Below are 24,892 nucleotides of genomic sequence, written 5' to 3'. Positions count from 1 at the left end.
CAGCATGGAGGATGTTTTGACCTCGGTCAGCCTAGGAATGCCAGCAGCACCGCCACCCGTCCTCGCACCACGGCGCAAGACCCGCCAGATCAAGGTCGGCTCCGTGGGAGTCGGATCGGATTCGCCGATCAGCATCCAGTCGATGACCACCACGCCCACCACGGACATCAATGCCACGCTCCAGCAGATCGCCGAGCTCACGGCCACCGGCTGCGACATCGTCCGCGTGGCCTGCCCGTCGGCCGATGACGCGGCAGCGCTGCCGATCATCGCGAAGAAGTCCCAGATCCCGGTGATCGCGGACATCCACTTCCAGCCGAAGTACGTCTTCGCGGCCATCGACGCCGGGTGCGCCGCGGTCCGCGTCAATCCGGGCAACATCCGCAAGTTCGACGACCAGGTCAAGCAGATCGCGGAGGCGGCGAAGGCCGCCGGCACCTCGATCCGCATCGGCGTGAATGCCGGCTCGCTCGACCCGCGGCTCATGGAGAAGTACGGGAAGGCGACGCCGGAGGCGCTCGTGGAGTCGGCGGTCTGGGAGGCCTCCCTGTTCGAGGAGCACGACTTCCACGACTTCAAGATCTCCGTGAAGCACAACGACCCCGTCATCATGGTCCGGGCCTACGAGCTCCTGGCCGAGCGGGGCGACTGGCCCCTCCACCTCGGCGTCACCGAGGCGGGACCGGCCTTCCAGGGGACCATCAAGTCCGCCACCGCCTTCGGGGCGCTCCTGTCCAAGGGCATCGGCGACACCATCCGCGTCTCGCTCTCCGCTCCGCCGGTCGAGGAGATCAAGGTGGGCAACCAGATCCTGCAGTCCCTCAACCTGCGTCCGCGCAAGCTCGAGATCGTCTCCTGCCCGTCCTGCGGCAGGGCGCAGGTCGACGTCTACACGCTCGCCGAGGAGGTCACCGCCGGCCTCGAGGGTATGGAGGTCCCCCTCCGCGTGGCCGTGATGGGTTGTGTGGTGAACGGACCGGGTGAAGCCCGTGAAGCGGACCTGGGCGTTGCCTCCGGCAACGGCAAGGGGCAGATCTTCGTGAGGGGAGAGGTCATCAAGACCGTTCCCGAGGACCAGATCGTCGAGACGCTCATCGAGGAAGCGATGCGGCTCGCAGAGGAAATGGGTGAGGCTGATGGCGAAACTGCTGGCCAGGGTGGCCCCATGGTTACCGTTAGCTAGGCCCGAGGCAGATCCCGAAGGGCCCTGGTCCTTCCGGGTCCTCGGCCAGGAGGACACCCGGGACCTCTGGGCCATCGTCGACACCGACCCCGTGGCCAATGTCTTCGTCGCCGCCCACCTGGAACTCACGGGGAGCGCGGCGCCGTCCCCCGCCGGCGGCGAGCTCGTGGGCATGTTCCGCCACCACGAGCTGCGCGCCGCCTGCTGGGCGGGAGTCAACCTCGTGCCGGTGGGCGTGACGGACGAGACCGGTGCGATCTTCGGTGACCACCTCGGCCGGTCCGGGCGCACCTTCTCGTCGATCTTCGGCCTCTCCGAGGGCGTCATGGACCTGTGGTCCACCCTCGAGGACTACAGCGGCGAACCGTTCGACGTACGTCCCACCCAACCGCTCATGGCCATCGACACGGATCCGTTGATCGCCCCCGCCCCCGATCTCCGGTTCACGCGGCCCGACGAGCTGGACCGGCTGCTGCCCGCCTGCGCCGCCATGTTCGAGGAGGAAGTGGGCTACTCGCCCTTCATCGGCGGCTCCGAGCACTACCGGCGCCGTGTCGCCTCGCTCATCGGCAGGAAGCACTCGCTCGCCGCGTTCGGCGACGACGGCGAGGTGGTCTTCAAGGCCGAACTCGGTACCGTCTCCTCCCAGGCCGTCCAGGTGCAGGGGGTCTGGATGAATCCGGACCACCGCGGCAGGGGACTCAGCGCCGCCTACATGGCCGGCGTCGTCGTCGCCGCCCGCTCGATCGCTCCCACGGTCAGCCTCTACGTCAACTCCTACAACTCCCGGGCCATCGCCGCGTACAAGCGCGTCGGGTTCGAGCAGGTGGACACCTTCGCGACCATCCTCTTCTGAGGTCGGTACCCTCGACGGTCCGACGACGGACCCGGCGCGGGCGGACCCGCTAGATTGGTACCTGTTGTTTCCCGCCGGACGGCGGGAAGGTGAATGGCAGTACCGATACGAACGGAACCCCCGCGTGGTCTTACGACTCTCGACCCTTTTCCTGCGCACCCTGCGTGAAGATCCAGCCGACGCGGAAGTCGCCAGCCACCGGCTCCTGGTGCGCGCGGGATACATCCGGCGTGCGGCGCCCGGTATCTACAGCTGGCTCCCGCTGGGACTGAAGGTCCTCGCCCGGGTCGAGGGGATCATCCGCGAGGAGATGGAGGCCATCGGCGCGCAGGAGGTCCACTTCCCCGCGCTGCTGCCCAAGGAGCCCTACGAGGCGACGAACCGGTGGACCGAGTACGGCGACGGCATCTTCCGCCTCACGGACCGCAAGGGCGCCGACTACCTCCTCGCGCCCACGCACGAGGAGATGTTCACGCTGCTGGTGAAGGACCTGTACACCTCGTACAAGGACCTGCCCGTGAGCCTGTTCCAGATCCAGACCAAGTACCGCGACGAGGCACGGCCCCGCGCGGGCCTGCTCCGCGGCCGTGAGTTCATCATGAAGGACTCCTACTCGTTCGATGTCGACGACGAGGGGCTGGAGGCCAGCTACCAGCTGCACCGCGGCGCATACCTGCGCATCTTCGAGCGGCTGGGGCTGGAGGTGGTGCCGGTGACGGCGACCGCCGGCGCCATGGGCGGTTCGAAGAGCGAGGAGTTCCTGCACCCGACGCCGATCGGCGAGGACACCTTCGTCCGTTCCGCCGGGGGCTACACCGCGAACGTGGAAGCTGTCACCACCGTCGTCCCCGACGCGATCGACTTCGCGGACGCACCGGCCGCGGAGGTCCGCGACACCCCGGACACCCCCACCATCGACACCCTCGTGGACCACGCGAACGCCTCGGCCCCCCGTGGTGACCGCGCCTGGACCGCCGCGGACACCCTCAAGAACGTGGTGCTGGCCGCGGTGCTGCCCACGGGCGGGCGCGAGATCGTCGTCGTCGCAGTGCCCGGGGACCGCACCGTGGACCTCAAGCGCATCGAGGCGAACATCGCGGGCCACGTCGAGACGGGCGGCGAAGTCGCCGTGGAAGCTGCGAACGAGGAGGACCTGAAGAAGCACCCGGGCCTGGTCAAGGGCTACATCGGTCCGGGCCTCGCTCTCGACTCCGCCGTCCTCGGCGCCGAGGCGTCCACGGGGCTGCGGTACCTCGTGGACCCGCGCGTGGTCAGCGGGACCTCCTGGATCACGGGCGCCAACGAGCCCGGGAAGCACGTCTTCGGGCTCGTCGCGGGGCGCGACTTCACCTGGGACGGCGTCATCGAAGCCGTCGAGGTGCGCGAGGGGGACGAAGCGCCCGACGGCTCGGGCCCGCTCATCGCCGCACGCGGCATCGAGATGGGCCACATCTTCCAGCTCGGCCGCAAGTACGCCGACGCACTCGGGTTGAAGGTCCTGGACCGGAACGGCAAGCTCGCCACGGTGACCATGGGGTCCTACGGCGTCGGGGTCACGCGCGCCATCGCGGCCCTCGCCGAGTCGAACCACGACGACCGCGGCATCATCTGGCCCCGCAACGTGGCTCCCGCCGACGTCCACATCGTCGCGACGGGCAAGGGGGCCGAGGTGTTCGAGGCCGCGGAGAAGCTCGCCGCGGACCTCGAGTCGGCCGGCCTCACCGTGATCTACGACGACCGACCCAAGGTGTCTCCCGGCGTGAAGTTCGGCGATGCCGAACTGATCGGCGTGCCCACCATCGTCGTGGTCGGCCGCGGCCTCGCGGACGGCGTCCTCGAGATCAAGGACCGTCGCACCGGCGAGGCGCAGAACGTCGCGGTCGGCGAGGCCGCCGCGCTGCTGCGCGAGCTCACCGCACACTAGGCCGCGGTGGGCTCGGGACTCGAGGAACTGCACCTCGCGACGATCCTGCTCGTGCTCGTCGCCGGGTTCGCCGCCGGCTGGGTGGACGCCGTCGTGGGAGGAGGCGGGCTGATCCAGCTGCCGGTGCTGCTGCTGGTGCCCGGCATCACGCCCGTGGAGGCGCTGGCGACCAACAAGCTGGGATCGATCTTCGGGACGACGACGAGCGCCGTCACCTACTACCGCAGGGCACACCCGGACCTGCGGACGGCCCTGCCGATGGCGGGTGTGGCCCTTCTCGGCAGTTTCGGCGGGGCGATCCTCGCCGCGTCGCTGCCGTCGTCGGTCTTCAAACCGATCATCGTGGTGGCGCTGGTCGCCGTCGCGGTGTTCACGGCGCTGAAGCCGTCCGTCGGGACGCTGACCCGGCTGCGGCACCAGGGGGCCCGGCACTACGGGACGGCGGGTGCTATCGGGCTCGTCATCGGTTTCTACGACGGACTGATCGGGCCAGGTACGGGGTCGTTCCTCATCATCGCGATGGTCACGCTGCTCGGCTACAACTTCCTCGGAGCCAGCGCGAAGGCGAAGATCGTGAACATGGCCACGAACTTCGGCGCCCTGATGTTCTTCCTGCCCAACGGGTCCATCCTCTGGGGCCTCGGACTGCTGCTCGGCGCCGCGAACATGGCCGGCGGCTACACCGGATCGCGGATGGCCATCAGCCAGGGCAGCAGGTTCATCCGGATCGTGTTCCTCGCCGTGGTCGGAGCCCTGATTCTGAAGCTCGGGTACGACGTGTGGATCGAGAACATCCGCCCGCTGACAGCAGGGGCGGCCTGACCCGCTGAGGAGGTGGCCCGGGCCGCTAGAGAGCCGGCAGGTCCCTGGCTGCCGGCAGGCCGTCCAGTGTCCGTCCCAGGATCGAGCTCGCCACCCACAGCGACCTCTGCGCGTCACCGGACCGGCCATGTCCCAGGTAGGACAGCGCGTTCCGGACCTCGCGCACCACCGTCCAGCCGACGGCGAGTCCGGCGTCGAGCCCGGCAGCCGCAGCGAGTGCGGTGCAGTGCGCGCGGAGATGGGCAGCGGGATCGTCGGGAGCGAGTTCCGCGAGCCGGTTCCACAGCATCGGCGCCACGGCGTACTCCGCATCGCCGAGGACCGGTTTCGGGTCGATCGCCGTGAACCGGCGCAGCTGGCCCGACGCCGACGGCAGGAGGTTGTCGTAGTGCAGGTCGGAATGCACGAGCACGTCGCGCTCCGATCGCCGGCCGACGATCCCGCGCGACTGGCAGACCTCGAGCGCGGCCTCCATGAGCCAGCGGGGGAAGGGTTCGCCCAGTTCCGCCCATCGCGCGGGGAGGGTGTCCGTCCACTGCTCGGCGTCGGAGGCCAGGTGCGGGAAGGCGGCCCACAGGGCGCCGTCACCCGGAGGAATCGACAGCTGCCGGAGGACCTCCGCCCAGGGCGCCGGCGTCTCGTCGAGCGGCACGCCCCGCAACGAGTGGTCCCCGTCGAGGCGTGCCAGCAGCAACGCATAGTCGCGGCGCGACGCCGCGAGCAGCCGCACCGCACCCTCGCCGTTCCACAGCTCAAGGGCATCGGGCTCGGCGAGGGCTTCGTCGTGCGGGATGGTGAGCTTCAGGACGGCTGCGGACGGTCCGCCGCCCCCGCGTCCCACCACGGGCACGACGACGGCGCACTGCCCCGCCCAGGCGGGCCGACCGGGCGGGAGATCCACCTCGAGGTCCCACGCCTCGAGCCTGTCCGCCAGCAGCGCGTGCCATTCGCGGGTCCACCGGGCTCCGCCGTCGATGGTCCGCGCACTGCGCAGGAGGCGGGGTGGCAGGTCGGGGAGGGGCATGGGCGTACTCGCGCCGATCACTGGGGAAGGGGCGCGCTGACCGGTGCGGGTACTGCTGTCCTGACTGCCGGCGCCGATTCCTCCCGGCGGCCCGTCCGTCGCGTACTCCCCACCGCTACTCATCGGGCTGCTCCGTCGGTGCCGGCGCGTCCGCGTCCCCGGTGGCAGCGGGTGCCGGACCGGTGTCCGCCGTCCCTCCGACACCCGCCTGCAGCGCGGGCAGCGCTTCCAGGGGTGTTCCGGCGTCGAGGCTGCGCTGTGCGGCGGCGTTGTAGGACGCTATGGCCCAGGCCCGAGCCTCCGGACCGACAGTGGAGACGAGACCCGCGTAGAGGGCGGCGTGGTCCTGTTCGAGCTCGCGCAGCGCACCGGCGGGATCGGCTCGGAAGGCGGGCGCGATCGAGAACCCGGCCGCAGCCGGGCCGGCTTCGGCGCACAAACGGACGAGGAGATCAGCTGCGGCGACCCCGGCCGCCCGGTGGGCCGCCGACCGGGCAAGGGCACCTTCGGTGTCCGGAAGCAGTGCGGCAGCGACCTCGTAGCCGTAGCGTGCCCGGTCCTCGGCCGCCTTCGCGTCCCGGAGGGCCTGCCGGTCGGTCTCGGGGCCGAGGGGAGTCCCGGCGCACTCGTCCGGCGCGTCGGCGGCAGCTCCGTCCCGTGCTCCGAGCCCGCCCGCTGCCGGTTCGGCGAAGAGGCCCGTCCCCGTGGCGAGGTCCTCGGGAGGGAGCGCGTCGGCGGACGGAAGGCCGGCCTCCGCCCCGAGTGCCTGGCCGAGCAGCACCGCGTGCCGCCACTGGTTGACCCCGGACGCCGCCAGGACACGCGCCGCACCGGGATCGGCGCCGACGGCGTCACGAAGGCTGCGGAGGGAACTCTCACGCAGCAGGGCGAGCACGCGCGCTCCGTCCACCGGCGGCACGCTCGGACCGCCGGTGGGTAGCTCTTCCGGCGCTCCGGTCGAGACCGGGTCGGAGCCCGGTGAGGTGGCAGATCCCCCCGGGGCGGAGGCTGCGGATGGACCGGCGTCCGGCGTTCCCGCGTCGGCCGGCGCGGGGGAGCGCGGCAGGGCGACGGCGGACGCCTGCACGTCGAGGTCCGACGCCAGGCCTGTCAGCAGACCGGCATGTGGCGGGTCCGCTGCGGCTGCCGCCCGGGCATCGGCAGCCAGCGCGCGGAAACGGCCCTCGGCGTCGAGCTGCGCCTGTTCGGACGCCGAGTAGGCGGGCGCCTCCGGTTCCGGGGTGCGGAGGCCCATCCCGATGCCGGCCACGAGGAGCACCACGAGGAAGAGACCGATGAGCGTCGCGGACCAGCGCACGACGCGCCCGGCGACCGAGGCGGCGCTCCCGCCCCGCCCCTGCTGTCCGCCTGTCCGGCCCCGAGTCATCACAGTTCCCGATGATGCCATGGGAGTCCGGCTTTCCCCGGGCCATACACCCGGTGCCCTGGAATATCGGTACTCTTGAAGGACAACATCATCGAGTGGGAGGCAGCCATGGCGGTCCGGTCCGGGAACGAAAAACATGCCTCGACCCGCAAATCGGCCCTCGAGGCCGAACTGCAGGCCGAAGCGCAGCGCCTGCGGACCAGGTTGCAACCCGTGGTGGAGCAACACGACCTCTACCTCGAGGACGTGGAGATCAAGGTCGCCGGCTCCCACCGCACCGTCCACGTGGTCGTCGACCTGCCCGAGGACGCCTCCGGGAGTGTCGGTCTCGATGTGATCTCCGCCATCTCCACCGACCTCTCGGCCGCGATGGACAGCGACCCCGAGGACGACGACCGCCCGTACAACCTCGAGATCTCCTCGCCCGGCGTCTCCCGCCCGCTCACGGAACCGCGGCACTGGCGCCGCAACGTGGGACGCATGGTCGAGGTGAAGCCCGCGACCGGCGACGCCGTCCTCGGACGGCTCCTCGAGGTCACCCCGACCGGCATCCGACTGATCCCGCAGCTGCCGGTGAAGAAGGGCATGAAGCCGAAGCAGGGCGATCCGCTCGCCCTCGATTTTTCCAAGATCCGCAAAGGGACCGTCCAGGTCGAATTCGCGCATCTTGAGGACGAACACCACGAGAACAGCGATGGGGCCGATCCGGACATCTCCGGCGCCGTGCACCACGCCTAAGGAGAACCGTATGGACATTGATATGAGCGCGTTGAGGCTCCTCGAACGCGAACGCGAGATCCCGCTGGACAAGCTGGTGCCCACGATCGAGCAGGCACTGCTGATCGCGTACCACCGCACGCCCGGGGCGCACGAGACGGCGCGCGCCGAACTCGATCGCCGCAACGGCCACGTCACCATCTGGGCAGTGGAGAAGGACGACGACGGCGAGTCCGTCGGGGAGTTCGACGACACGCCCAGCGGGTTCGGACGCATCGCCGCCAGTACCGCCCGCCAGATCATCCTCCAGCGCCTGCGCGATGCCGAGGACGACAACATCCTCGGCGAGTTCCGTGGCAAGGAAGGCGAGCTCGTCGCCGGCATGATCCAGCAGGGCACCAATCCGCACATGATCCAGGTCAACCTGGGCTCGGTCGAGGCAGTGCTGCCGCCGCCCGAGCAGGTGCCGGGGGAGAAGTACCTCCACGGCGCCCGGTTGCGCGCGTTCGTCGTGGACGTGCACCGCGGGATGAAGGGCCCGTCCATCACCCTGTCCCGCTCGCACCCGGGCCTCGTCCGGAAGCTCTTCGAACTCGAGGTACCCGAGATCGCCGACAAGACGGTGGAGATCGTCGCCCTCGCACGCGAAGCCGGACACCGCACCAAGATCGCGGTGAAGGCGAACGTCCCCGGCGTCAACGCCAAGGGCGCCTGCATCGGCGAGATGGGCACGCGCGTCCGCGCCGTCATGAACGAGCTGAACGACGAGAAGATCGACATCGTCGACTACAACGACGACCCCGCTTCGTTCATCGCCAGCTCGCTCTCGCCGTCCCGCGTCACTTCGGTGACCATCACGGATGAGGCGACCCGATCGGCCCGCGTCGTCGTGCCGGACTACCAGCTGTCCCTCGCGATCGGCAAGGAGGGCCAGAACGCCCGCCTCGCTGCCAAGCTCACCGGCTGGCGGATCGACATCGTGTCCGACGCCGCGCAGCCGGCACCGGCAGCCAAGGGCTGAGCCGCCGGTCCGCCTGCGGACCCGGAAGGGGTAGAATGGATATGACTGCTGTCGAGTCGCGCCCGGAAGACTCTGCTCATCGAGAACATGTCGCTCATCGAGAACACGTCGCTCATCGAGAAGAGTCCGGGTACCAGCCGGAGGACACTCATCCGATACGCACCTGCGTGGGATGCCGCCGTCGGGACCGCCAGTCACACGTGATGCGGGTTGTTGCACGAGCGATCGGCGGACAGGATGTCGCCGTCATCGATGAGCGGCACCGGCTATCCGGACGGGGTGCTTGGCTGCACCCCGACCCGGCATGCATGGAAACGGCCGTCAAGCGGAAAGCCTTCAACCGGGCCTTCCGACGGCCGGTGGACACTGCGGACCTCGCGGTGGACTTCCAGGCACTCCTGGAGCGTCGAGATGAGCGCTCCGATTCACCACCGTCCTCCCTGAAAGCGGGTCAGTACCCTCATGGAAACCCGATGAGAACCCAGCGATGAGTGCGCAACGATGACCAATCCGTTGCGCTCTGCATTCGATCTGCCGGCCGCCCTCGCGGCCGGGATCAGCAGTAGGAAATAGACGGTTCGTGCCTGACTCGGTGCGGACCGAGACAGGAGAAATGTGGCCAAGGTCCGCGTACACGAGCTCGCGAAAGAGCTCGGTATAACCTCGAAAGACGCAGTTGCGAAGCTGCAGGAACTGGGCGAATTCGTCCGTTCGGCCTCTTCCACCATTGAGGCCCCCGTCGTGAAGAAACTTCGCGGCGCATTCCCCGACGCCGGCGCCGCCAAGGCCGCCCCGGCCCCATCACGTCCCGCGGCCCCCGCGCCGTCACGTCCCGCCGCACCCGCGCCGTCGGGTCCGAAGCCGGGCGCCGCCCAGGCCGCTCCCGAGGCACCAGCCCCGGCCGCACCTGCCGCATCGTCCACTCCGGCTCCCGCTGCACCGGTCGCTCCGGCTGCTCCGCAGGCGTCACCGTTCTCGAACGGCTCCGCTCCGGCGGAGACTCCTGCCCCGGCAGCACAGGACACACCTGCACCTGCCCAGCAGGACGCCCAGCAGGACGGCGCGACGCCGGGCACGCGCCCTGCTCCCCGTCCCGCGACGCCCCCCGCGGCTCCGTCGGCAGGCACGACCCGCCCGTCGGGCGCCCGTCCCGGCGGTGCACCCCGTCCGGGCAACAACCCGTTCGCACCGTCACAGGGCATGGGCTCCCGCCGTGGAGACTCGGATCGCGGAGCGGACCGCACCTCGGAGCGTCCCCCGCGTCCGGGCAACAACCCGTTCGCACCGTCCCAGGGCATGCCTCGTCCCGGTCGTCGTGACGATGCGCAGCAGCGTCCCGCTGCCGGTCCGGCCGGACCCCGCCCCGCTGCCGGTGCAGGTGGGCCGCGTCCCGCTGCCGGTGCAGGTGGACCCCGTCCCGGTGCACCGCGTCCGGGTGCTCCCCGTCCCGGCGGAGCTCCGGGCTCGCGTCCCACTCCCGGCATGATGCCCAACCGCACCGAACGTCCCGCAGCCCCCGGCCGCGGAGCTCCGGGAGCGGGAGCCGGCCCTCGTCGCGGACCCGGTGGAGCAGCACCTGCGAGCCCCAGCGGAGCACCCGCCGGTGGCGGTTTCGGCAAGGGCGGCCGCGGACGCGGCGGCACTGCCGGTGCCTTCGGCAAGGGTGGAGCCGGTCGCGGCAAGCAGCGCAAGTCGAAGCGTGCGAAGCGGCAGGAACTGGAGCAGATGTCGGCTCCTTCGCTGGGTGGCGTGAGCGTACCCCGCGGAGACGGCAACACCATCGTGCGTCTGCGCCGCGGGTCGTCCATCACGGACTTCGCCGACAAGATCGAGGCGAACCCCGCCGCACTGGTCACCGTGCTCTTCCACCTCGGTGAGATGGCCACGGCGACGCAGTCGCTGGACGAGGACACCTTCGAGGTGCTCGGTACCGAGCTGGGCTACAAGATCCAGGTCGTCTCGCCCGAGGACGAGGAGCGCGAGCTCCTCAGCAGCTTCGACATCGACTTCGACGCCGAGCTCGAAGCCGAGGGCGACGAGCAGCTCGAGGCTCGTCCGCCGGTCGTCACGGTCATGGGCCACGTCGACCACGGTAAGACGCGACTGCTCGATGCGGTGCGTAACACCAAGGTCGTCGAGGGCGAGCACGGTGGCATCACGCAGCACATCGGCGCCTACCAGATCCAGCACGTCCACGAGGACAGCACGCGGGCCATCACCTTCATCGACACCCCCGGCCACGAGGCGTTCACCGCCATGCGTGCCCGTGGTGCGAAGGTCACGGACATCGCCGTGCTGGTCGTCGCGGCCGACGACGGCGTGATGCCGCAGACGGTCGAGGCGCTGAACCACGCTCAGGCGGCCAACGTGCCGATCGTCGTGGCCGTGAACAAGATGGACAAGGAAGGCGCGAACCCGGACAAGGTCAAGGGCCAGCTCACCGAGTACGGACTCGTACCCGAGGAGTACGGCGGCGACACGATGTTCGTGCACGTGTCGGCGCTGCAGGGCATGGGCATCGACGACCTCCTCGAGGCCGTCCTGCTCACCGCCGACGCCGCGCTGGACATGCGGGCCAACCCGAACAAGGACGCACGCGGCATCGCGATCGAGGCGAACCTGGACAAGGGTCGCGGAGCGGTTGCCACCGTGCTGGTCCAGTCCGGAACGCTGCACGTCGGCGACACCATCGTCGCCGGTACGGCCCATGGCCGCGTCCGTGCGATGTTCGACGAGAACGGCGACGTCGTCACCACGGCGGGACCATCGCGTCCGGTCCAGGTGCTGGGTCTGTCCAACGTGCCCCGCGCGGGCGATACGTTCTTCGTCACGGACGACGAGCGCACCGGTCGCCAGATCGCCGAGAAGCGCGAAGCGGCGGACCGCAACGCGGCCCTCGCCAAGCGTCGCAAGCGCATCAGCCTCGAGGACTTCGACCAGGCCGTCGCAGAAGGCAAGGTCGACACCCTCAACCTCATCCTCAAGGGTGACGTGTCGGGTGCTGTCGAGGCCCTGGAGGACTCGCTGCTCAAGATCGACGTCGGGGAGGGCGTGCAGCTGCGCGTCATCCACCGTGGCGTCGGTGCGATCACGCAGAACGACGTCAACCTGGCCACGGTCGACAACGCGATCATCATCGGCTTCAACGTGAAGCCGGCGGAGCGCGTCGCGGACCTCGCCGAGCGTGAAGGCGTCGACATGCGCTTCTACTCGGTCATCTACGCTGCGATCGACGACATCGAGCTGGCCCTCAAGGGCATGCTCAAGCCGGAGTACGAGGAGGTGCAGCTCGGCACCGCAGAGGTCCGCGAGGTGTTCCGCTCCTCGAAGTTCGGCAACATCGCCGGTTCGATCGTGCGCTCGGGCATCATCCGACGCAACTCGAGGGCGCGCGTCCTGCGCGATGGCAAGGTCATCGGAGACAACCTCTCCGTGGACTCGCTCAAGCGCTTCAAGGACGACGCCACCGAAGTCCGCACCGACTTCGAGTGCGGTATCGGCCTCGGCTCGTTCAACGATGTCAAGGAAGGCGACACCATCGAGACCTTCGAGATGCGGGAGAAGCCCCGCGTCTAGCACGTCGGTCGGCACAGGCGTCCCGGGTTCCCCGGGGCGCCTGTGCTCGTCGCACAGCCGGAACCCGCCTGCGGGTTCCCCCACCACATCCGCTTTCGTAGGAGTATCAGCAATGGCAGATCCGGCCCGCGCCGCGCGGCTCGCGCAGCGCATCAAAGTCATCGTCGCCGAGGCGCTCCGGCGCCGTGTGAAGGACCCCCGGCTCGAAGCCGTGACCATCACGGACGCCCGGGTGACCAACGACCTGCAGCACGCAACCCTGTACTACACGGTGCTGGGAGATGCGGACGAGCAGCAGGCCACGCGGACGGCGCTCGAATCGGCCCGCGGCGTCCTGCGCTCCGAGGTCGGCAAGAACATCACCGCACGGCTGACCCCGACCCTCGAGTTCGTTCCCGACGAGGTGCCGGTGAACGCCAGCCACCTCGAGGAGCTGCTGCAGAAGGCCCGCGAGCGTGACGCCGAAGTGGCAGCGATCGCGCAGGGAGCGGACTTCGCCGGCGACGCGGATCCGTATCGTGTCTCCGGCGAGGACGAGGCAGGACGCTAGCCCCGCCCCTTTCGAGACGCCGATGGCAGCCGACTTCCGGGTCGGCTGCCATCGGCGTCTCTGGCATCCCGGCCTCTTCGGATGCCTCCGGTGCCGTCGCTGTGCCTCACGGCGTGGGCGAGACCGAGTTCCTCCGCCCTTCCCGGCCCCGACGGTGCGCCTGTCGTCCTCGGTGCCCGGAGATCAGGTGCGGGTCGCCGGGGCGGGGAGCCGCGAGAGTCCTTCGACGAGTTCGTCGGTCCTGCCGCAGAGTGCGATGCGGACCCATCCCTCGCCCATGGAGCCGAAGGCCGTGCCCGGCGCGAGCGCCACACCGCTCTCCGCCAGGAAGGTGGCGGTCCATGCCCTGACATCGCCTCCCGTCGCGTGGGACAGGTCGGCCCAGAGGTAGAACGCCCCGCTGGCGTCGAGGTAGCTGATGCCGCGCCGATCCAGCACCGCCGTCGCAGCGTCCCGATTGGAGCGGTAGTGCGCCAGCGCCGTGGAGACATAGTCCTGCGGGCCGGTGATCGCGGCGAGGCCCGCGTACTGCGACGCCGCCGACACACAGGACACGGAGGCCTCCATGACGTTGCTGAGGAGCGGCTCCATCGCCGGCGGCGTGACGAGGGCGCCGATCCGCAGACCGGTCAGGCCGTACGTCTTCGACAGCGTGAGCGAGGTGATCACCCGGGCTTCGTGGGCCTCGGGCACGGCTTCGGGACCGCCGGCGTCGAAGCGTGCAGGGCTGACGTGCGGCACGTCGTAGGTGAAGGCCTCGTAGCACTCGTCGGAGATGATCCAGAGATCGTGGGCGTGCGCGAACCGGACGAGCTCGCGCGTGAGCTCGTGGCCGAACACCGAGCCCAGGGGATTCGACGGCGAGTTGAGCATGAGGACCTTCGTCCGCTCCGTGACGAGTTCCCGCAGGTCCTCGACGCGGGGCTGGAAGCCGTGGTGCGGCACCAGCGGGTAGGCGACCGGTACCCCTCCGAGGAGGCCCACGGTCATGGTGAACGTCGGGTAGCCGGGGTCGGGGACGAGCACCTCGTCCCCGGCCCCGATGAGCGTGCTGAGCGCCAGGTGCAGGCCCTGCTGCGCCCCGGCGACGACGAAGACACGCGAGGGATCCTCCTCGACGCCGGACAGGTGCGCGAACCGCTGGGCGAAGGCGGCCCGCACCGGGGCGATACCCGCGTTGGGCGTGTAGTTCGTGTCATCCCGGTCGAGTGCCGCCATACCTGCCTCGAGCACGTGCCGGGCGACGGGGAACGCCGGCTCGCCGATGCTGAGGACGATGGAGTCGGGAGTGGCCCAGGCCGCCTGCGTGATCTCGCGGATCTGGTTGACCGGGACGTTCACGACATGGGCTGGCACGGTGGGCATAGCAGGATGCTATCGCGGGCTGCCCTGAGGGGAGCTGCCGCAGCACGGCGCGGATGCGCCCTGTCCCGGTGTCGATCGCGGGACAGGGGATGCACGGGCGGGCCCATATACTGGGAGGCGTGAATTCCGGGCAGGTCCACTCAGGGCTGATCATCGTGGACAAGCCTCAGGGCTGGACCAGTCATGACGTCGTGGGACGTATGCGTCGCCTGGCAGGAACCCGCAAGGTCGGTCACGCAGGAACGCTCGACCCGATGGCCACCGGGGTCCTCGTGATCGGCATCAACCGCGCGACGCGCCTGCTCACCTTCATCGTGGGCACCTCGAAGACCTACACCGCGACCATCCGACTGGGGCAGTCCACCATCACGGACGACGCCGAGGGCGAGGTCACGGGCGGCAGCATCGCCGCCGCGGTGACCGAAGCCGAGATCCGCACGGCGGTCGCCGCGCTCACGGGTGAGATCCAGCAGGTGCCGAGCAGCGTCAGCGCCATCAAGGTCAAGGGCGAGAGGTCGTACGCCCGGGTCCGCTCGGGCGAGGAAGTGGACCTTCCGGCACGGCCCGTGACCATCCACCGCTTCGACATCCATGCGATCCGCCGGGTCAGCAACGGGCGGCTCCAGGACGTCGACGTGACGGTCGAGTGCAGCTCCGGGACCTACATCCGGGCCCTGGCCCGGGACCTCGGGCAGGCGCTGCACGTCGGCGGTCACCTGACGGCGCTCCGCCGCACGCAGGTGGGGCCCTACTCCATCGACCAGGCGCGCACGCTGGAGCAGCTTGCCGAGGGCCTGGACGTCCTCTCGCTCGACGACGCCGGGCGGGCGCTGTTCCCGGTGCGGGAACTGTCGGACGCCGAAGCCGCGGATGTGTCGCACGGCCGGAAGATCGGACCGAGTACCGAGCCGGCCGGGCCCGTCGCAGCGTTCGCGCCCGATGGCACCCTCGTCGCGTTGCTCGAGAACCGCGGGGGAGCCGCCCGCACCGCCCTCGTCTTCGCCCCGGGCGGGAAGGAGTAGGGCCGATGGATCCGTTTCTCCTCGTCGGGGTACTGGTCTGCGGAGTCTCCGCCCTCCTGTGCATCGGCGCCGCTCTCCTCCGCCAACCCCCGAACGACATCACCATCCTGGCCACGGCCGCCGTGGAGCTCTTCCTGGTGGCCTATGCCGTCGGGGCCGTCATCCGTCAGGTGGCGGGTGAACCGGTGCTGGGGGAGGCGTGGGAATTCTGGGGCTACCTCCTCACGGCGCTCCTGGTTCCCGTGGGGGCATTCTGGTGGTCCATCCTCGAGAGGACCCGCTGGAGCAACTACGTGCTGGCAGCGGCCGGGGTGACGGTCTTCGTCATGCTCTTCCGGATGGAACAGATCTGGGATGGGGTGGCCGGCCTGTGACGCGTCGAACCGATGGCAGGCTGCCCGATGGGGTGCCGGCGGGCAGGGTGCCGGGGGAGCGTCCTGGTGGAGGCGCATCGGACGCAGCACTCGATGGGACCGGAACGAGTCGCGCTACGGGTCCTGGCCGCCTCCTGATCGCCGTCTACGGAGTCTTCGCACTGGCCGCGACGGCGCGCGCGGCCTTCCAGATCGCGACGAAGTTCAGCGAAGCGCCCCTCGCGTACCTCCTGTCGGCCGTCGCGGCCATCGTCTATATCGTGGCGACGGTGTCCCTCGCCCGCGCCGGTACCAGGGCCTTCGCAGTGTCAGTGGTCGCGGTGACCACCGAACTGGTGGGAGTCGTGGCGGTGGGGCTCCTCAGCATCTTCGACGCGCAGGCCTTCCCCAGCGAGACCGTGTGGTCCGCGTTCGGCCGCGGCTACGGGTTCGTCCCCCTCATCCTCCCGATCCTCGGGCTGGTATGGCTGGCCAGGAACCGACCGGCCCGCTCAGCGGACTGATGTGCTGACAGCCCCTGACCGGCGCTTCCACGCTTCGTGGCCGGGACCGGTGCTCAATCGGCATCCGGTGGCACACCGGACCGTGAGAGTATGACGCAAGAGCACCGATCCAGCCTGCCTCCAGGGAGCGACATGACCAGCAACAGCCCCGAGCACGACAATTCCGCTTCGCAGGGCGCTGCACGCCCGTCCGAGCGGCGTCGCCCCGACGGAACGCCTTCTGTACCTTCCGGCACCCCGAGCCATGATGCCGGCGGGACACTGCGCCCGGCGGATGTCTCCGTGTCCTCCGGTGCGGGACCGACCGCAGCGACTCGCGGACCCGCAAGCACCAGCGCCTCCGGTGACGGCACGGCCGGCACGACCGGCACGGACAAGGGCCGGGGCAGGAAGCCCGGGAAGGCCGCAGCCTCGGGCGGTGACTGGAATGTCTTCCGCACGGTCGTCGTCCTCGTCGGTCTGGTCATCGCCGGCTTCGGAGCCTACTACCTGATCCTCGGCACGGCAGGCCTGCCCGATACGGAAGCCGACCCGGTCAACCCGACCCTGGAGAGCCAGTTCCGCTTCTTCGCGGCCATGATGGTGGGCGTCGGGGCTGCCTTCATCACGATCGCCATCAAGTTCCAGTGGGCCAACATGCTCTGGCTCGTGTGCCTCATGGTGTTCGTCGGCGGCATCGGGCGCGTTTTGTCCTGGGCCTTCTCCGGGACGCCCAACTACGTGCTGATCGTCCTCATGGTGGTGGAGTTGGCCTTCCCGCCGGCCCTGCTCGTCTGGCACAAGTACATCGCCAAGACGAGCGATCTGCGCCGGGAGTTCGCACAGCGCGGCTAGCGCTTCCCTCGCCGCCTGGCCGCGACCCTCAGCCCCGTGCCGAGGCCGAGGGCCATCAGCGCCATGCCGCCCATCGTCCCGGCGCTGATACCGGTGGCTGCCAGCTGGGGCCCGCCGCGGGGTGCTGCGCCGACCGGAGGGACCGGAGCGGGCGGGGGCGGGGCCGGGGCCTCGGAAGCGGGTGCCGGTGGCCGGACAGGAGCTGCTCCGACACAGACGATCTCCTCCGGGATGCCGAAGGCGGAGGCGAAGGACTCCTCGTCGGCGCTTCCCTCGAACACGGCGACGACGGTGTAGCAGCCCGGCTCGTCCAGGGGTGCGAAATCTCCGGAGGTGATGGAGCCGTCGGTGGCGGGCACGCTGACCTCGGAATGGACGGGGGCGTCGACCGGGATCGCGGACGATTCGACGGGCGACTCCGCGAAGGGACCGTACATCGTCAGCTGCACGGTGGCGCCGTCGTCATCCGGATTGAAGCCCTCGGCCGTCACGACGTCCTGCACGACCGCCCCCGGGAGGGCCGAGGACTGGGAGAGCTTCGTCGACAGGGTCGGCTGCCACGGCACCAGCGTGGTCTCGAGGGGCAGGCCGTAGGGTCCGACCCACGATGCGATGAACGGTGCTGCAGCCCCCGGCCTCGCCGTCGAGGGGTCGATGCTTTCGGTCCACACGTAGTAGCCGGCGCTGGGCACGGTGAGAGGGGCGGTCCGGAACCTTCCCGTGCCGGCGATCGCCGTCGTGACCGTCCCCACGGCGGCAGTGCCGCTCGGAACCGTCGCGCCCTCCACCGGCGCCGAGGGCAGCGGCCCCCACAGCGTCGACACCACATCGACCCCGACGGGCCGGGCAGTGGCCGGGTCCACGAGCCACTGCCCGGGGGTGGCAACCGACACGTCCAGCACGTCGTGCACGGCGGTGCCGGGCGCCGTGCGGGTCACGGAGGTCACGGTCGATACCTGCGGCGCGAAGCGGCCGGGCGCCGGAAGATCCACGGATGCTGCGGCCTCGGCGGAGACGGGTGCCACCACGAGACGCTGGACGTCCCGTTCACGCGGTGCCAGCCAGTCGGCGTTCGCTGCGGGGACGGAGGACGCCGTGATACCGACGCGTCCCGACTGGAACCCCGTCCGCGTGATGGGGAGGACATGGCCCACTGCGGTGCTCGTCCACTCCGCCGTCGTCGAACCGTCCTGGAACGTGCCGCCCTCGACGACCGCCCGCACCTTCTGCCCGGACCGTGCGGCTCCGTCGGCGGAGACCACGGACGCGCTGACCTGCCCGCCCGGCCCCTCCGGAGAGAAGGACGCGGAGATGCTGTACGGACCTGCCTCGGCGCGGCCCTGCTCCACCATGGACCTCGCCCTGGTCTCGACACCGGGCGGCAGATCCTGGGCCCGGATGAAGCCCGACATCGCGGGGCTCTCCCAGCCCATGCCGACGGCGGTCAGCGACCATACGGCGAGCTGAACCGCTGCGGCCTCGTCGTTGTCCGCCGTCGCCCCCCAGCGTCCCAGCACGAGAGCGAGGACCGCGTTGTCCCCGGCGGAGAGCGCCGACCCATCGCTCCGGACGAACGGCCCGGTGTGCCCGTCGTCGTAGCCCGATGCCGTGTCGGGGGAGAAGCGTTCGAAGTCGGTGCAGTAGGCGATCGTCCCCTCCGCGTTCCGGTGCTGTCCCACGAAGTATCCCGTTCCGGCGATACCCGCGCCGGTGTGCCAGCCGCCGGAGACCGGACCCGCTGCGGCCGGCGCAAGGCCGGCGAGGCCCAGCAGGAGGGCGAGGGCCAGCGCGAGGGCGGCCCTGATCCTCGTCGCCGGGACACGCCCCGCCAGGTTCGTGGACCGCGTGACCGGAGCGGATCCGGGACGGAGCGCATGCACGACGGGTGGCGCGACGGACAGATGGCCTGCTGGACCGGGGTGCTGGAGGTGCATGGGCTACTACCGTTCGGGTCGCCGGGTATCTGACTCCTCGATGCTGGTCGCGACGCATCGTGGACGAGAGCCCCCGGACGCCTATGTGGACAACCTCCGCGCCTCAGGCACGAGAACCCGCATGGTCAGGCGCAGTGGACACCGGGGAAGCCCCGCGGGCAGGGCGCCCGATGACGTCCGCTCCAGCGGTTTCGGCCATAATGGGAGCGGCCATCAACCCGCCGGACCCACATCCCGGGTCGCGGGAACCGGCCGAATCGCGAAGGAGATGCGTGTTCTACTGGAGAGACCTGGACAGTGTGCCCAAGGATTTCGGGCCCTCCGTCCTGACACTCGGTAACTTCGACGGCGTGCATCGCGGCCACCAGCGCGTGCTGCAGCAGGTCGTCGAGGCAGCACGGCAGCGATCAGCCGCCGCCGTGGTCGTGTCCTTCGATCCCCACCCCGCGCAGGTCCACCGGCCCGAGACAGCCCCTGAACTGATCATGGGACTGGACGACCGCGTCGAGACCCTCGCCGGGACGGGCATCGATGCGCTCCTGATGATGCACTACACCCTCGACCTCGCCGCGGATTCGGCCGAGGAATTCGTGGAGCGCGTGTTCGTCCGGGCGCTGAAGGCCAAGGCCGTGGTCATCGGACACGACGTCCGGTTCGGCCGCGGCAACAGCGGGGACATCAACACCATGCGTGAACTCGGCCGGAAGCTCGGCTTCGAGGTCATCGCGATCGACGACTTCGGCGCGAGCTACCCCATGGACGCGACCGCCGCCGACGGCGACCGGCGGTGTTCGTCGACCTGGGTGAGGGAAGCCCTCGAGGCCGGTGACGTGGGAACCGCGGCGCGCGTGCTGGGACGCCACCACCGCATGCGGGGCGAGGTGGTGCACGGAGCGGCGCGCGGACGGGAACTCGGGTATCCCACCGCCAATCTCGCCGCTTCCTCGCAGGGCTTCATCCCCGCGGACGGCATCTACGCCGGCTGGCTCATCGACGAGGCGGGGACGAGATGGCCGGCTGCGATCTCGGTCGGCTCGAATCCCACCTTCGACGGCGTCGACCGCCAGGTGGAGGCGCACGTCATCAACCGTCCTCCCGAGCGCGTCCAGGACTTCGACCTCTACGGGCAGGCGGTCGTCGTCGAGTTCGTGGAGCGGCTGCGCGGCCAGGTCGCCTACACCGGGCCCGAGGCCCTGATCGAGCAGATGAAGCTCGACGTCGACCGGGCCCGGGAGCTGCTTTCGACAGAACAACCGGCCAGACGCTAAACTCAAAGGAGATTCGGCTGCAGTCCGTGGTGGCTGAATTTTTCTGTGTCCTCGCGCAAGCGATGCTCAGCACATGTTCACGGTACAACTCTAGGAGTTACTCGTGGCCCTTGACGCCGCCATCAAGCAGGAAATCATCAAGGAATACGCTCTGGCCGAAGGTGACACCGGTTCACCCGAGGTGCAGATCGCGATGCTTTCCCGTCGTATCCTCGACCTGACCGAGCACCTGAAGATGCACAAGCACGACCACCACACGCGTCGTGGTCTGCTTCTTCTCGTGGGTCGCCGTCGTCGCCTGCTGGACTACCTGCGGGACACCGACATCACGCGTTACCGGTCGCTCATCGAGCGCCTGGGTCTGCGTCGATAAGTAGCATCGGAAGGCGGCATCCTCTCCACGGGAGAGGGGCCGCCTTCTTGCTGGAGGTGGAACCGGCCGGATGCCGGGTACGCCGCCGTGATCAGCGGCCCGAGGCGGGTGGATCAGCTTTCCGCAAGGCCGAACTGCACGACCAGCAGCACCAGCACGACCTGACAGCATAGAAGTACCCAACGCACAACAGGAGTCAATCGGCACCGCGCATTCGCGGTCCTCGGTAGTGATCTCCGGAGCGCCTGCACGGCGGGTCCGTGGATCTCGATCGAAGACCGGGTGCTGTGGGCCGTCCATGAGGGACGGACCACGACGGGTGCCGATTGCCTCCGATACCAGGAAACGGAGGTGACTCTCTTGGAGGGTCCCGAAATTCAGTTCGCCGAAGCAGTGATCGACAACGGTCGCTTCGGAACACGCACCGTCCGCTTCGAGACCGGGCGCCTCGCCCAGCAGGCCGCAGGCGCTGCCATGGTCTACATCGATGAGGACACCGCCCTGCTCTCGGCCACCACGGCCGGCAAGCAGCCGCGCGAGGGCTTCGACTTCTTCCCGCTGACCGTCGACGTCGAAGAGCGCATGTACGCTGCGGGCCGCATCCCGGGATCGTTCTTCCGCCGCGAAGGCCGTCCGTCCACGGAGGCCATCCTGGCCTGCCGCCTCATGGACCGCCCGCTGCGCCCGGCGTTCGTCAAGGGCCTCCGCAACGAGGTCCAGGTCGTCGTGACCGTCCTCGCGATCAACCCGGACGTCCGCTACGACGTCGTGGCGATCAACGCGGCATCGATGTCCACGCAGCTCTCCGGCCTGCCCTTCTCGGGTCCGATCGGCGGCGTCCGCGTGGCCCTCGTGTCCGACGGCAGCGGCAACGACCAGTGGATCGCCTTCCCGAAGCACTCCGAGCTCGAGAACTCGGTCTTCGACATGGTCGTCGCCGGTCGGATCGCAGGCGACGACGTCGCGATCATGATGGTCGAGGCGGAAGCCACCGACAACTCGTGGACTCTGATCAAGGAGAACGGCGCGACCGCTCCCACCGAGGAGGTCGTCGCCGACGGCCTCGAGGCAGCGAAGCCCTTCATCCGCGCGCTGTGCGAGGCGCAGGCCGACCTCGCGGCGCGTGCCGCGAAGCCGACCGTCGAGTTCCCGATCTTCCTCGACTACCAGGACGACGTGTACGAGGCGATCGAGGCCGCAGGTTCCGAGAAGCTCGCCCAGGTCTTCCAGATCGCCGACAAGCAGGAGCGCAACACCGCCACCGACGCGCTCAAGGCCGAGCTCACGGACGCCCTCGGCGCCCAGTTCGAGGGACGCGAGAAGGAGCTGTCCGCAGCGTTCCGCTCGCTGACCAAGGCCGTCGTCCGCCAGCGCATCCTCAAGGACCAGGTCCGCATCGACGGCCGGGGCCTGAGCGACATCCGCAAGCTCACCGCCGAGGTCGAGGTCCTGCCTCGCGTCCACGGTTCGGCGATCTTCGAGCGCGGCGAGACCCAGATCATGGGTGTCACCACGCTGAACATGCTCAAGATGGAGCAGCAGATCGATTCGCTGTCACCCGTCACGCGCAAGCGCTACATGCACAACTACAACTTCCCGCCCTACTCCACCGGTGAGACCGGCCGCGTCGGTTCGCCGAAGCGCCGCGAGATCGGCCACGGAGCACTGGCTGAGCGCGCACTCGTGCCCGTCCTGCCGACCCGCGAGGAATTCCCGTACGCGATCCGCCAGGTGTCCGAGGCCCTCAGCTCCAACGGTTCGACGTCGATGGGATCGGTCTGCGCCTCGACGCTGTCCCTGCTCAACGCCGGTGTCCCCCTCCGCGCACCCGTCGCCGGCATCGCCATGGGCCTCGTGTCCGACGTCGTGGACGGTCAGACCCGCTATGCGGCCCTGACCGACATCCTCGGCGCCGAGGACGCCTTCGGCGACATGGACTTCAAGGTCGCCGGGACGTCCGAGTTCGTCACGGCGATCCAGCTCGACACCAAGCTCGACGGCATCCCCGCGTCTGTGCTCGCGGCGGCGCTGAAGCAGGCCCGCGAGGCACGCCTGCACATCCTGGGCGTCCTGCAGGCCGCGATCGACACGCCGGACGAGCTCTCCGAGTTCGCACCGCGGATCATCTCGGTGAAGATCCCCGTGGACAAGATCGGCGAGGTCATCGGCCCCAAGGGCAAGATGATCAACCAGATCCAGGAGGACACCGGAGCCGACATCTCGATCGAGGACGACGGCACCGTGCTGATCGGCGCCACGAACGGGGAGTCGGCCGAGGCTGCGCGCGCGGCGGTCAACGCCATCGCCAACCCGCAGGTCCCCGAGATCGGTGAGCGCTACCTGGGCACGGTCGTCAAGACCACGACCTTCGGCGCCTTCGTCTCGCTGACCCCCGGCAAGGACGGCCTGCTGCACATCTCCGAGCTGCGCAAGCTCGCCGGCGGCAAGCGCGTCGACAACGTCGACGAGGTCGTGTCCGTGGGGCAGAAGGTCCAGGTCGAGATCACCAAGATCGACGACCGCGGAAAGCTGTCGCTCTCGCCGGTCGTCGCCGACGAGGCCGGGGACTCCTCCGAGGACGCCGGCATCGAGCTGCCCGAGGTCGCAGAGGCCGAATAGTCCCGTGACCCGCTCGTCCTGAGCACCTGCGGCCCCGGCGCCTACCGATCGAATCGGTCGGCGCCGGGGCCGTCTGCCTTTCCCGAACCACCAGAAAGTCCAGGATGTCCCTGTCCTCCGTAGTGTCCCTGCCCCTCCTGCCGACCCCACGCGCCATCGGTGGTGAAACAGACCCCACGTTCGTGGCCGGTGATCCCGGCGGCAACGTCGTCCGCCGCAGCGTCCTGCCCGGCGGTGTCCGGGTGCTGACCGAGGCGATGCCCGGGCAGCGCTCGGCGACCATCGGTTTCTGGGTGGGGGTGGGCTCCCGTGACGAGGCCGAGGGCCAGCACGGCTCCACCCATTTCCTCGAACATCTGCTGTTCAAGGGCACCGCGCGCCGCAGCGCCCTGGACATCGCGTCGGCCTTCGACGAGGTCGGCGGGGAATCGAACGCCGCCACGGCGAAGGAGAACACCTGCTACTACGCGCGGGTCCTCGACTCCGACCTGCCGATGGCCATCGACGTCATCGCGGACATGGTCACCTCGGCCGTCCTCGATCCGGAGGAGCTCGAGCAGGAGCGCGACGTGATCCTCGAGGAGATCGCGATGGACAGCGACGACCCCGCGGACGTGGCGCACGAGAGGTTCGTCGAACTGGTGCTGGGGGACCACCCCCTCGGCCGCCCGATCGGCGGGACCCCGGAGGCGATCCGGGCGGTACCCCGGGAATCCGTCCTCGCCCACTACCGCCGCTACTACTCGCCCGCCGAGCTGGTCGTCACCGCCGCGGGCGGGCTCGACCACGACGTCGTGTGCCGCCTCGTGCAGGAAGCCCTCGAGGGCGCCGGATGGACCCTCGACGAGGGCGCCCTTCCCGTGGCACGGCGCTCGACCGCCGAGGTGCCGGTGCAGGGGGTCACGGGTACGCACGTCATCCGCCGGTCCGTGGAGCAGTCCAACATCCTCATCGGCTGCCCGTCGCTCACCGCCACGGACGAGCGCCGGTTCGCCATGAGCGTCCTCAACGCCGTCCTCGGCGGCGGGATGTCCTCCCGGCTCTTTCAGGAGATCCGCGAGAAGCGGGGCCTGGTGTACTCGACCTACTCGTTCTCGGCGGCCTATGCCGACGCCGGCTACTTCGGCATGTACGCGGGGTGTTCCCCGGCCAAGACGGGTCAGGTCATCGACCTGCTCGGCGCGGAACTGGACCGGCTCGCAGCCGACGGCATCGACGCCGAGGAGCTGCGCAAGGCGGTCGGACAGCTCTCCGGAGGACTGGTCATGGCGCTCGAGGACAGCAGTTCGCGGATGTCCCGGCTCGGCCGTTCCGAGCTCGTCTCGGGAGAATTCGTCGACATGGATGCGTCCCTCGACCGCATCCGCTCGGTCACCGCCGGCGAGGTCCAGTCGCTGGCGCGGGAGCTGGCCGCAGCCCCGCGGACGACCGTCGTCGTCGGACCGTTCGATTCCGAGGCGGACTTCGCGCAGTAGGTGCGGCGCGGTCCCGCCCTGTGACGCCGGCCTCCCGGACCACCCCTCGCACGCTCTCCGCCGAG

The 24,892-nt window shown here is 69.7% G+C and carries 21 protein-coding genes; 17 read left to right on the top strand and 4 right to left on the bottom strand.

Features of this window, described 5'->3' with window-relative positions:
- Positions 1 to 16 precede the first annotated feature (16 nt).
- The 4 genes from ispG (at position 17) to AC1MFI_RS17025 (ending at position 4,785) form a co-directional block, all read left to right on the top strand.
- On the top strand, positions 17 to 1,183 hold the full coding sequence (gene ispG, locus AC1MFI_RS17040) for a flavodoxin-dependent (E)-4-hydroxy-3-methylbut-2-enyl-diphosphate synthase (RefSeq protein WP_400483222.1): 1,167 nt from the start codon (positions 17 to 19) through the stop codon (positions 1,181 to 1,183).
- The gene (locus AC1MFI_RS17035) at positions 1,137 to 2,039 is read left to right on the top strand and encodes a GNAT family N-acetyltransferase (RefSeq protein ID WP_479818424.1); all 903 of its coding nucleotides are present in this window, start codon (positions 1,137 to 1,139) and stop codon (positions 2,037 to 2,039) included. Before ispG ends, AC1MFI_RS17035 begins: the two co-directional genes overlap by 47 nt.
- Positions 2,040 to 2,163: 124 nt before the next feature.
- Positions 2,164 to 3,963 carry a proline--tRNA ligase gene (locus tag AC1MFI_RS17030; RefSeq protein WP_479818422.1) on the top strand — a complete coding sequence of 600 codons (1,800 nt, stop codon included), beginning with the start codon at positions 2,164 to 2,166 and terminating at the stop codon, positions 3,961 to 3,963.
- A 6-nt stretch (positions 3,964 to 3,969) separates the two neighbouring features.
- The gene (locus AC1MFI_RS17025; protein ID WP_479818420.1) at positions 3,970 to 4,785 is read left to right on the top strand and encodes a sulfite exporter TauE/SafE family protein; all 816 of its coding nucleotides are present in this window, start codon (positions 3,970 to 3,972) and stop codon (positions 4,783 to 4,785) included.
- A gap of 25 nt (positions 4,786 to 4,810) precedes the next feature.
- Here AC1MFI_RS17025 and AC1MFI_RS17020 read toward each other — a convergent pair whose 3' ends face one another.
- A complete protein-coding gene (locus AC1MFI_RS17020) occupies positions 4,811 to 5,809 on the bottom strand; it encodes an aminoglycoside phosphotransferase family protein (RefSeq protein WP_479818418.1) in 999 nt (332 codons plus the stop codon).
- Positions 5,810 to 5,924: 115 nt separating this feature from the next.
- The gene (locus tag AC1MFI_RS17015) at positions 5,925 to 7,196 is read right to left on the bottom strand and encodes a DUF4439 domain-containing protein (RefSeq protein ID WP_479818416.1); all 1,272 of its coding nucleotides are present in this window, start codon (positions 7,194 to 7,196) and stop codon (positions 5,925 to 5,927) included.
- A gap of 108 nt (positions 7,197 to 7,304) precedes the next feature.
- Between AC1MFI_RS17015 and AC1MFI_RS17010 the strand changes: the two genes are divergently transcribed.
- From AC1MFI_RS17010 to rbfA, 5 genes are all read left to right on the top strand, one after another.
- A complete protein-coding gene (locus AC1MFI_RS17010; RefSeq protein WP_479820939.1) occupies positions 7,305 to 7,934 on the top strand; it encodes a ribosome maturation factor RimP in 630 nt (209 codons plus the stop codon).
- A gap of 10 nt (positions 7,935 to 7,944) precedes the next feature.
- Positions 7,945 to 8,934 carry a transcription termination factor NusA gene (gene nusA / locus AC1MFI_RS17005; protein WP_479818414.1) on the top strand — a complete coding sequence of 330 codons (990 nt, stop codon included), beginning with the start codon at positions 7,945 to 7,947 and terminating at the stop codon, positions 8,932 to 8,934.
- A gap of 35 nt (positions 8,935 to 8,969) precedes the next feature.
- Positions 8,970 to 9,425, top strand: a complete 456-nt coding sequence (locus AC1MFI_RS17000; RefSeq protein WP_479818412.1) for a YlxR family protein — start codon at positions 8,970 to 8,972, stop codon at positions 9,423 to 9,425.
- Positions 9,426 to 9,549: 124 nt separating this feature from the next.
- Positions 9,550 to 12,510 (top strand): translation initiation factor IF-2, encoded by a 2,961-nt coding sequence (infB, locus tag AC1MFI_RS16995; RefSeq protein WP_479818410.1) that lies wholly within the window; start codon positions 9,550 to 9,552, stop codon positions 12,508 to 12,510.
- 112 nt (positions 12,511 to 12,622) lie between these two features.
- Positions 12,623 to 13,060: a 30S ribosome-binding factor RbfA gene (gene rbfA, locus AC1MFI_RS16990; RefSeq protein WP_479818408.1), complete on the top strand. Its 438-nt coding sequence runs from the start codon at positions 12,623 to 12,625 to the stop codon at positions 13,058 to 13,060.
- A gap of 183 nt (positions 13,061 to 13,243) precedes the next feature.
- Here the strand turns inward: rbfA and AC1MFI_RS16985 are convergent, their stop codons facing one another.
- Positions 13,244 to 14,425 carry a pyridoxal phosphate-dependent aminotransferase gene (locus AC1MFI_RS16985; protein ID WP_479818406.1) on the bottom strand — a complete coding sequence of 394 codons (1,182 nt, stop codon included), beginning with the start codon at positions 14,423 to 14,425 and terminating at the stop codon, positions 13,244 to 13,246.
- A gap of 89 nt (positions 14,426 to 14,514) precedes the next feature.
- Here AC1MFI_RS16985 and truB point away from each other — a divergent pair, with 89 nt between their 5' ends.
- The 4 genes from truB to AC1MFI_RS16965 all read left to right on the top strand — a co-directional run bounded on the left by truB (position 14,515) and on the right by AC1MFI_RS16965 (position 17,158).
- Positions 14,515 to 15,447 (top strand): tRNA pseudouridine(55) synthase TruB, encoded by a 933-nt coding sequence (gene truB / locus AC1MFI_RS16980; protein WP_479820938.1) that lies wholly within the window; start codon positions 14,515 to 14,517, stop codon positions 15,445 to 15,447.
- A gap of 5 nt (positions 15,448 to 15,452) precedes the next feature.
- The gene (locus AC1MFI_RS16975) at positions 15,453 to 15,821 is read left to right on the top strand and encodes a hypothetical protein (RefSeq protein WP_479818404.1); all 369 of its coding nucleotides are present in this window, start codon (positions 15,453 to 15,455) and stop codon (positions 15,819 to 15,821) included.
- A gap of 47 nt (positions 15,822 to 15,868) precedes the next feature.
- Positions 15,869 to 16,324 carry a hypothetical protein gene (locus tag AC1MFI_RS16970; protein ID WP_479820937.1) on the top strand — a complete coding sequence of 152 codons (456 nt, stop codon included), beginning with the start codon at positions 15,869 to 15,871 and terminating at the stop codon, positions 16,322 to 16,324.
- A gap of 132 nt (positions 16,325 to 16,456) precedes the next feature.
- Complete coding sequence (locus tag AC1MFI_RS16965; RefSeq protein WP_479818402.1) at positions 16,457 to 17,158, top strand: DUF4345 domain-containing protein; 702 nt, start codon at positions 16,457 to 16,459, stop codon at positions 17,156 to 17,158.
- On the opposite strand, the gene AC1MFI_RS16960 is transcribed toward AC1MFI_RS16965, so the two are convergent.
- The gene (locus AC1MFI_RS16960) at positions 17,155 to 19,092 is read right to left on the bottom strand and encodes a hypothetical protein (RefSeq protein ID WP_479818400.1); all 1,938 of its coding nucleotides are present in this window, start codon (positions 19,090 to 19,092) and stop codon (positions 17,155 to 17,157) included. The two genes, AC1MFI_RS16965 and AC1MFI_RS16960, sit on opposite strands and share 4 nt — an antisense overlap.
- A 272-nt stretch (positions 19,093 to 19,364) precedes the next feature.
- Between AC1MFI_RS16960 and AC1MFI_RS16955 the strand changes: the two genes are divergently transcribed.
- The 4 genes from AC1MFI_RS16955 to AC1MFI_RS16940 all read left to right on the top strand — a co-directional run bounded on the left by AC1MFI_RS16955 (position 19,365) and on the right by AC1MFI_RS16940 (position 24,827).
- Positions 19,365 to 20,360: a bifunctional riboflavin kinase/FAD synthetase gene (locus AC1MFI_RS16955; RefSeq protein ID WP_479818398.1), complete on the top strand. Its 996-nt coding sequence runs from the start codon at positions 19,365 to 19,367 to the stop codon at positions 20,358 to 20,360.
- Positions 20,361 to 20,463: 103 nt separating this feature from the next.
- The gene (gene rpsO / locus AC1MFI_RS16950) at positions 20,464 to 20,733 is read left to right on the top strand and encodes a 30S ribosomal protein S15 (RefSeq protein WP_087072138.1); all 270 of its coding nucleotides are present in this window, start codon (positions 20,464 to 20,466) and stop codon (positions 20,731 to 20,733) included.
- 360 nt (positions 20,734 to 21,093) lie between these two features.
- Entirely contained in the window at positions 21,094 to 23,352 is a 2,259-nt protein-coding gene (locus AC1MFI_RS16945; protein ID WP_479820936.1) for a polyribonucleotide nucleotidyltransferase, read from the top strand.
- Positions 23,353 to 23,456: 104 nt separating this feature from the next.
- Positions 23,457 to 24,827, top strand: coding sequence for a M16 family metallopeptidase (locus tag AC1MFI_RS16940; RefSeq protein WP_479818396.1), 1,371 nt, complete (start codon positions 23,457 to 23,459; stop codon positions 24,825 to 24,827).
- Positions 24,828 to 24,892 lie beyond the last annotated feature (65 nt).

This window comes from Arthrobacter sp. BC5 (genome assembly GCF_056680255.1).
The sequence above is the reverse complement of the archived record's forward strand: the minus strand, read 5'-3'. Positions and strand labels throughout refer to the sequence as shown.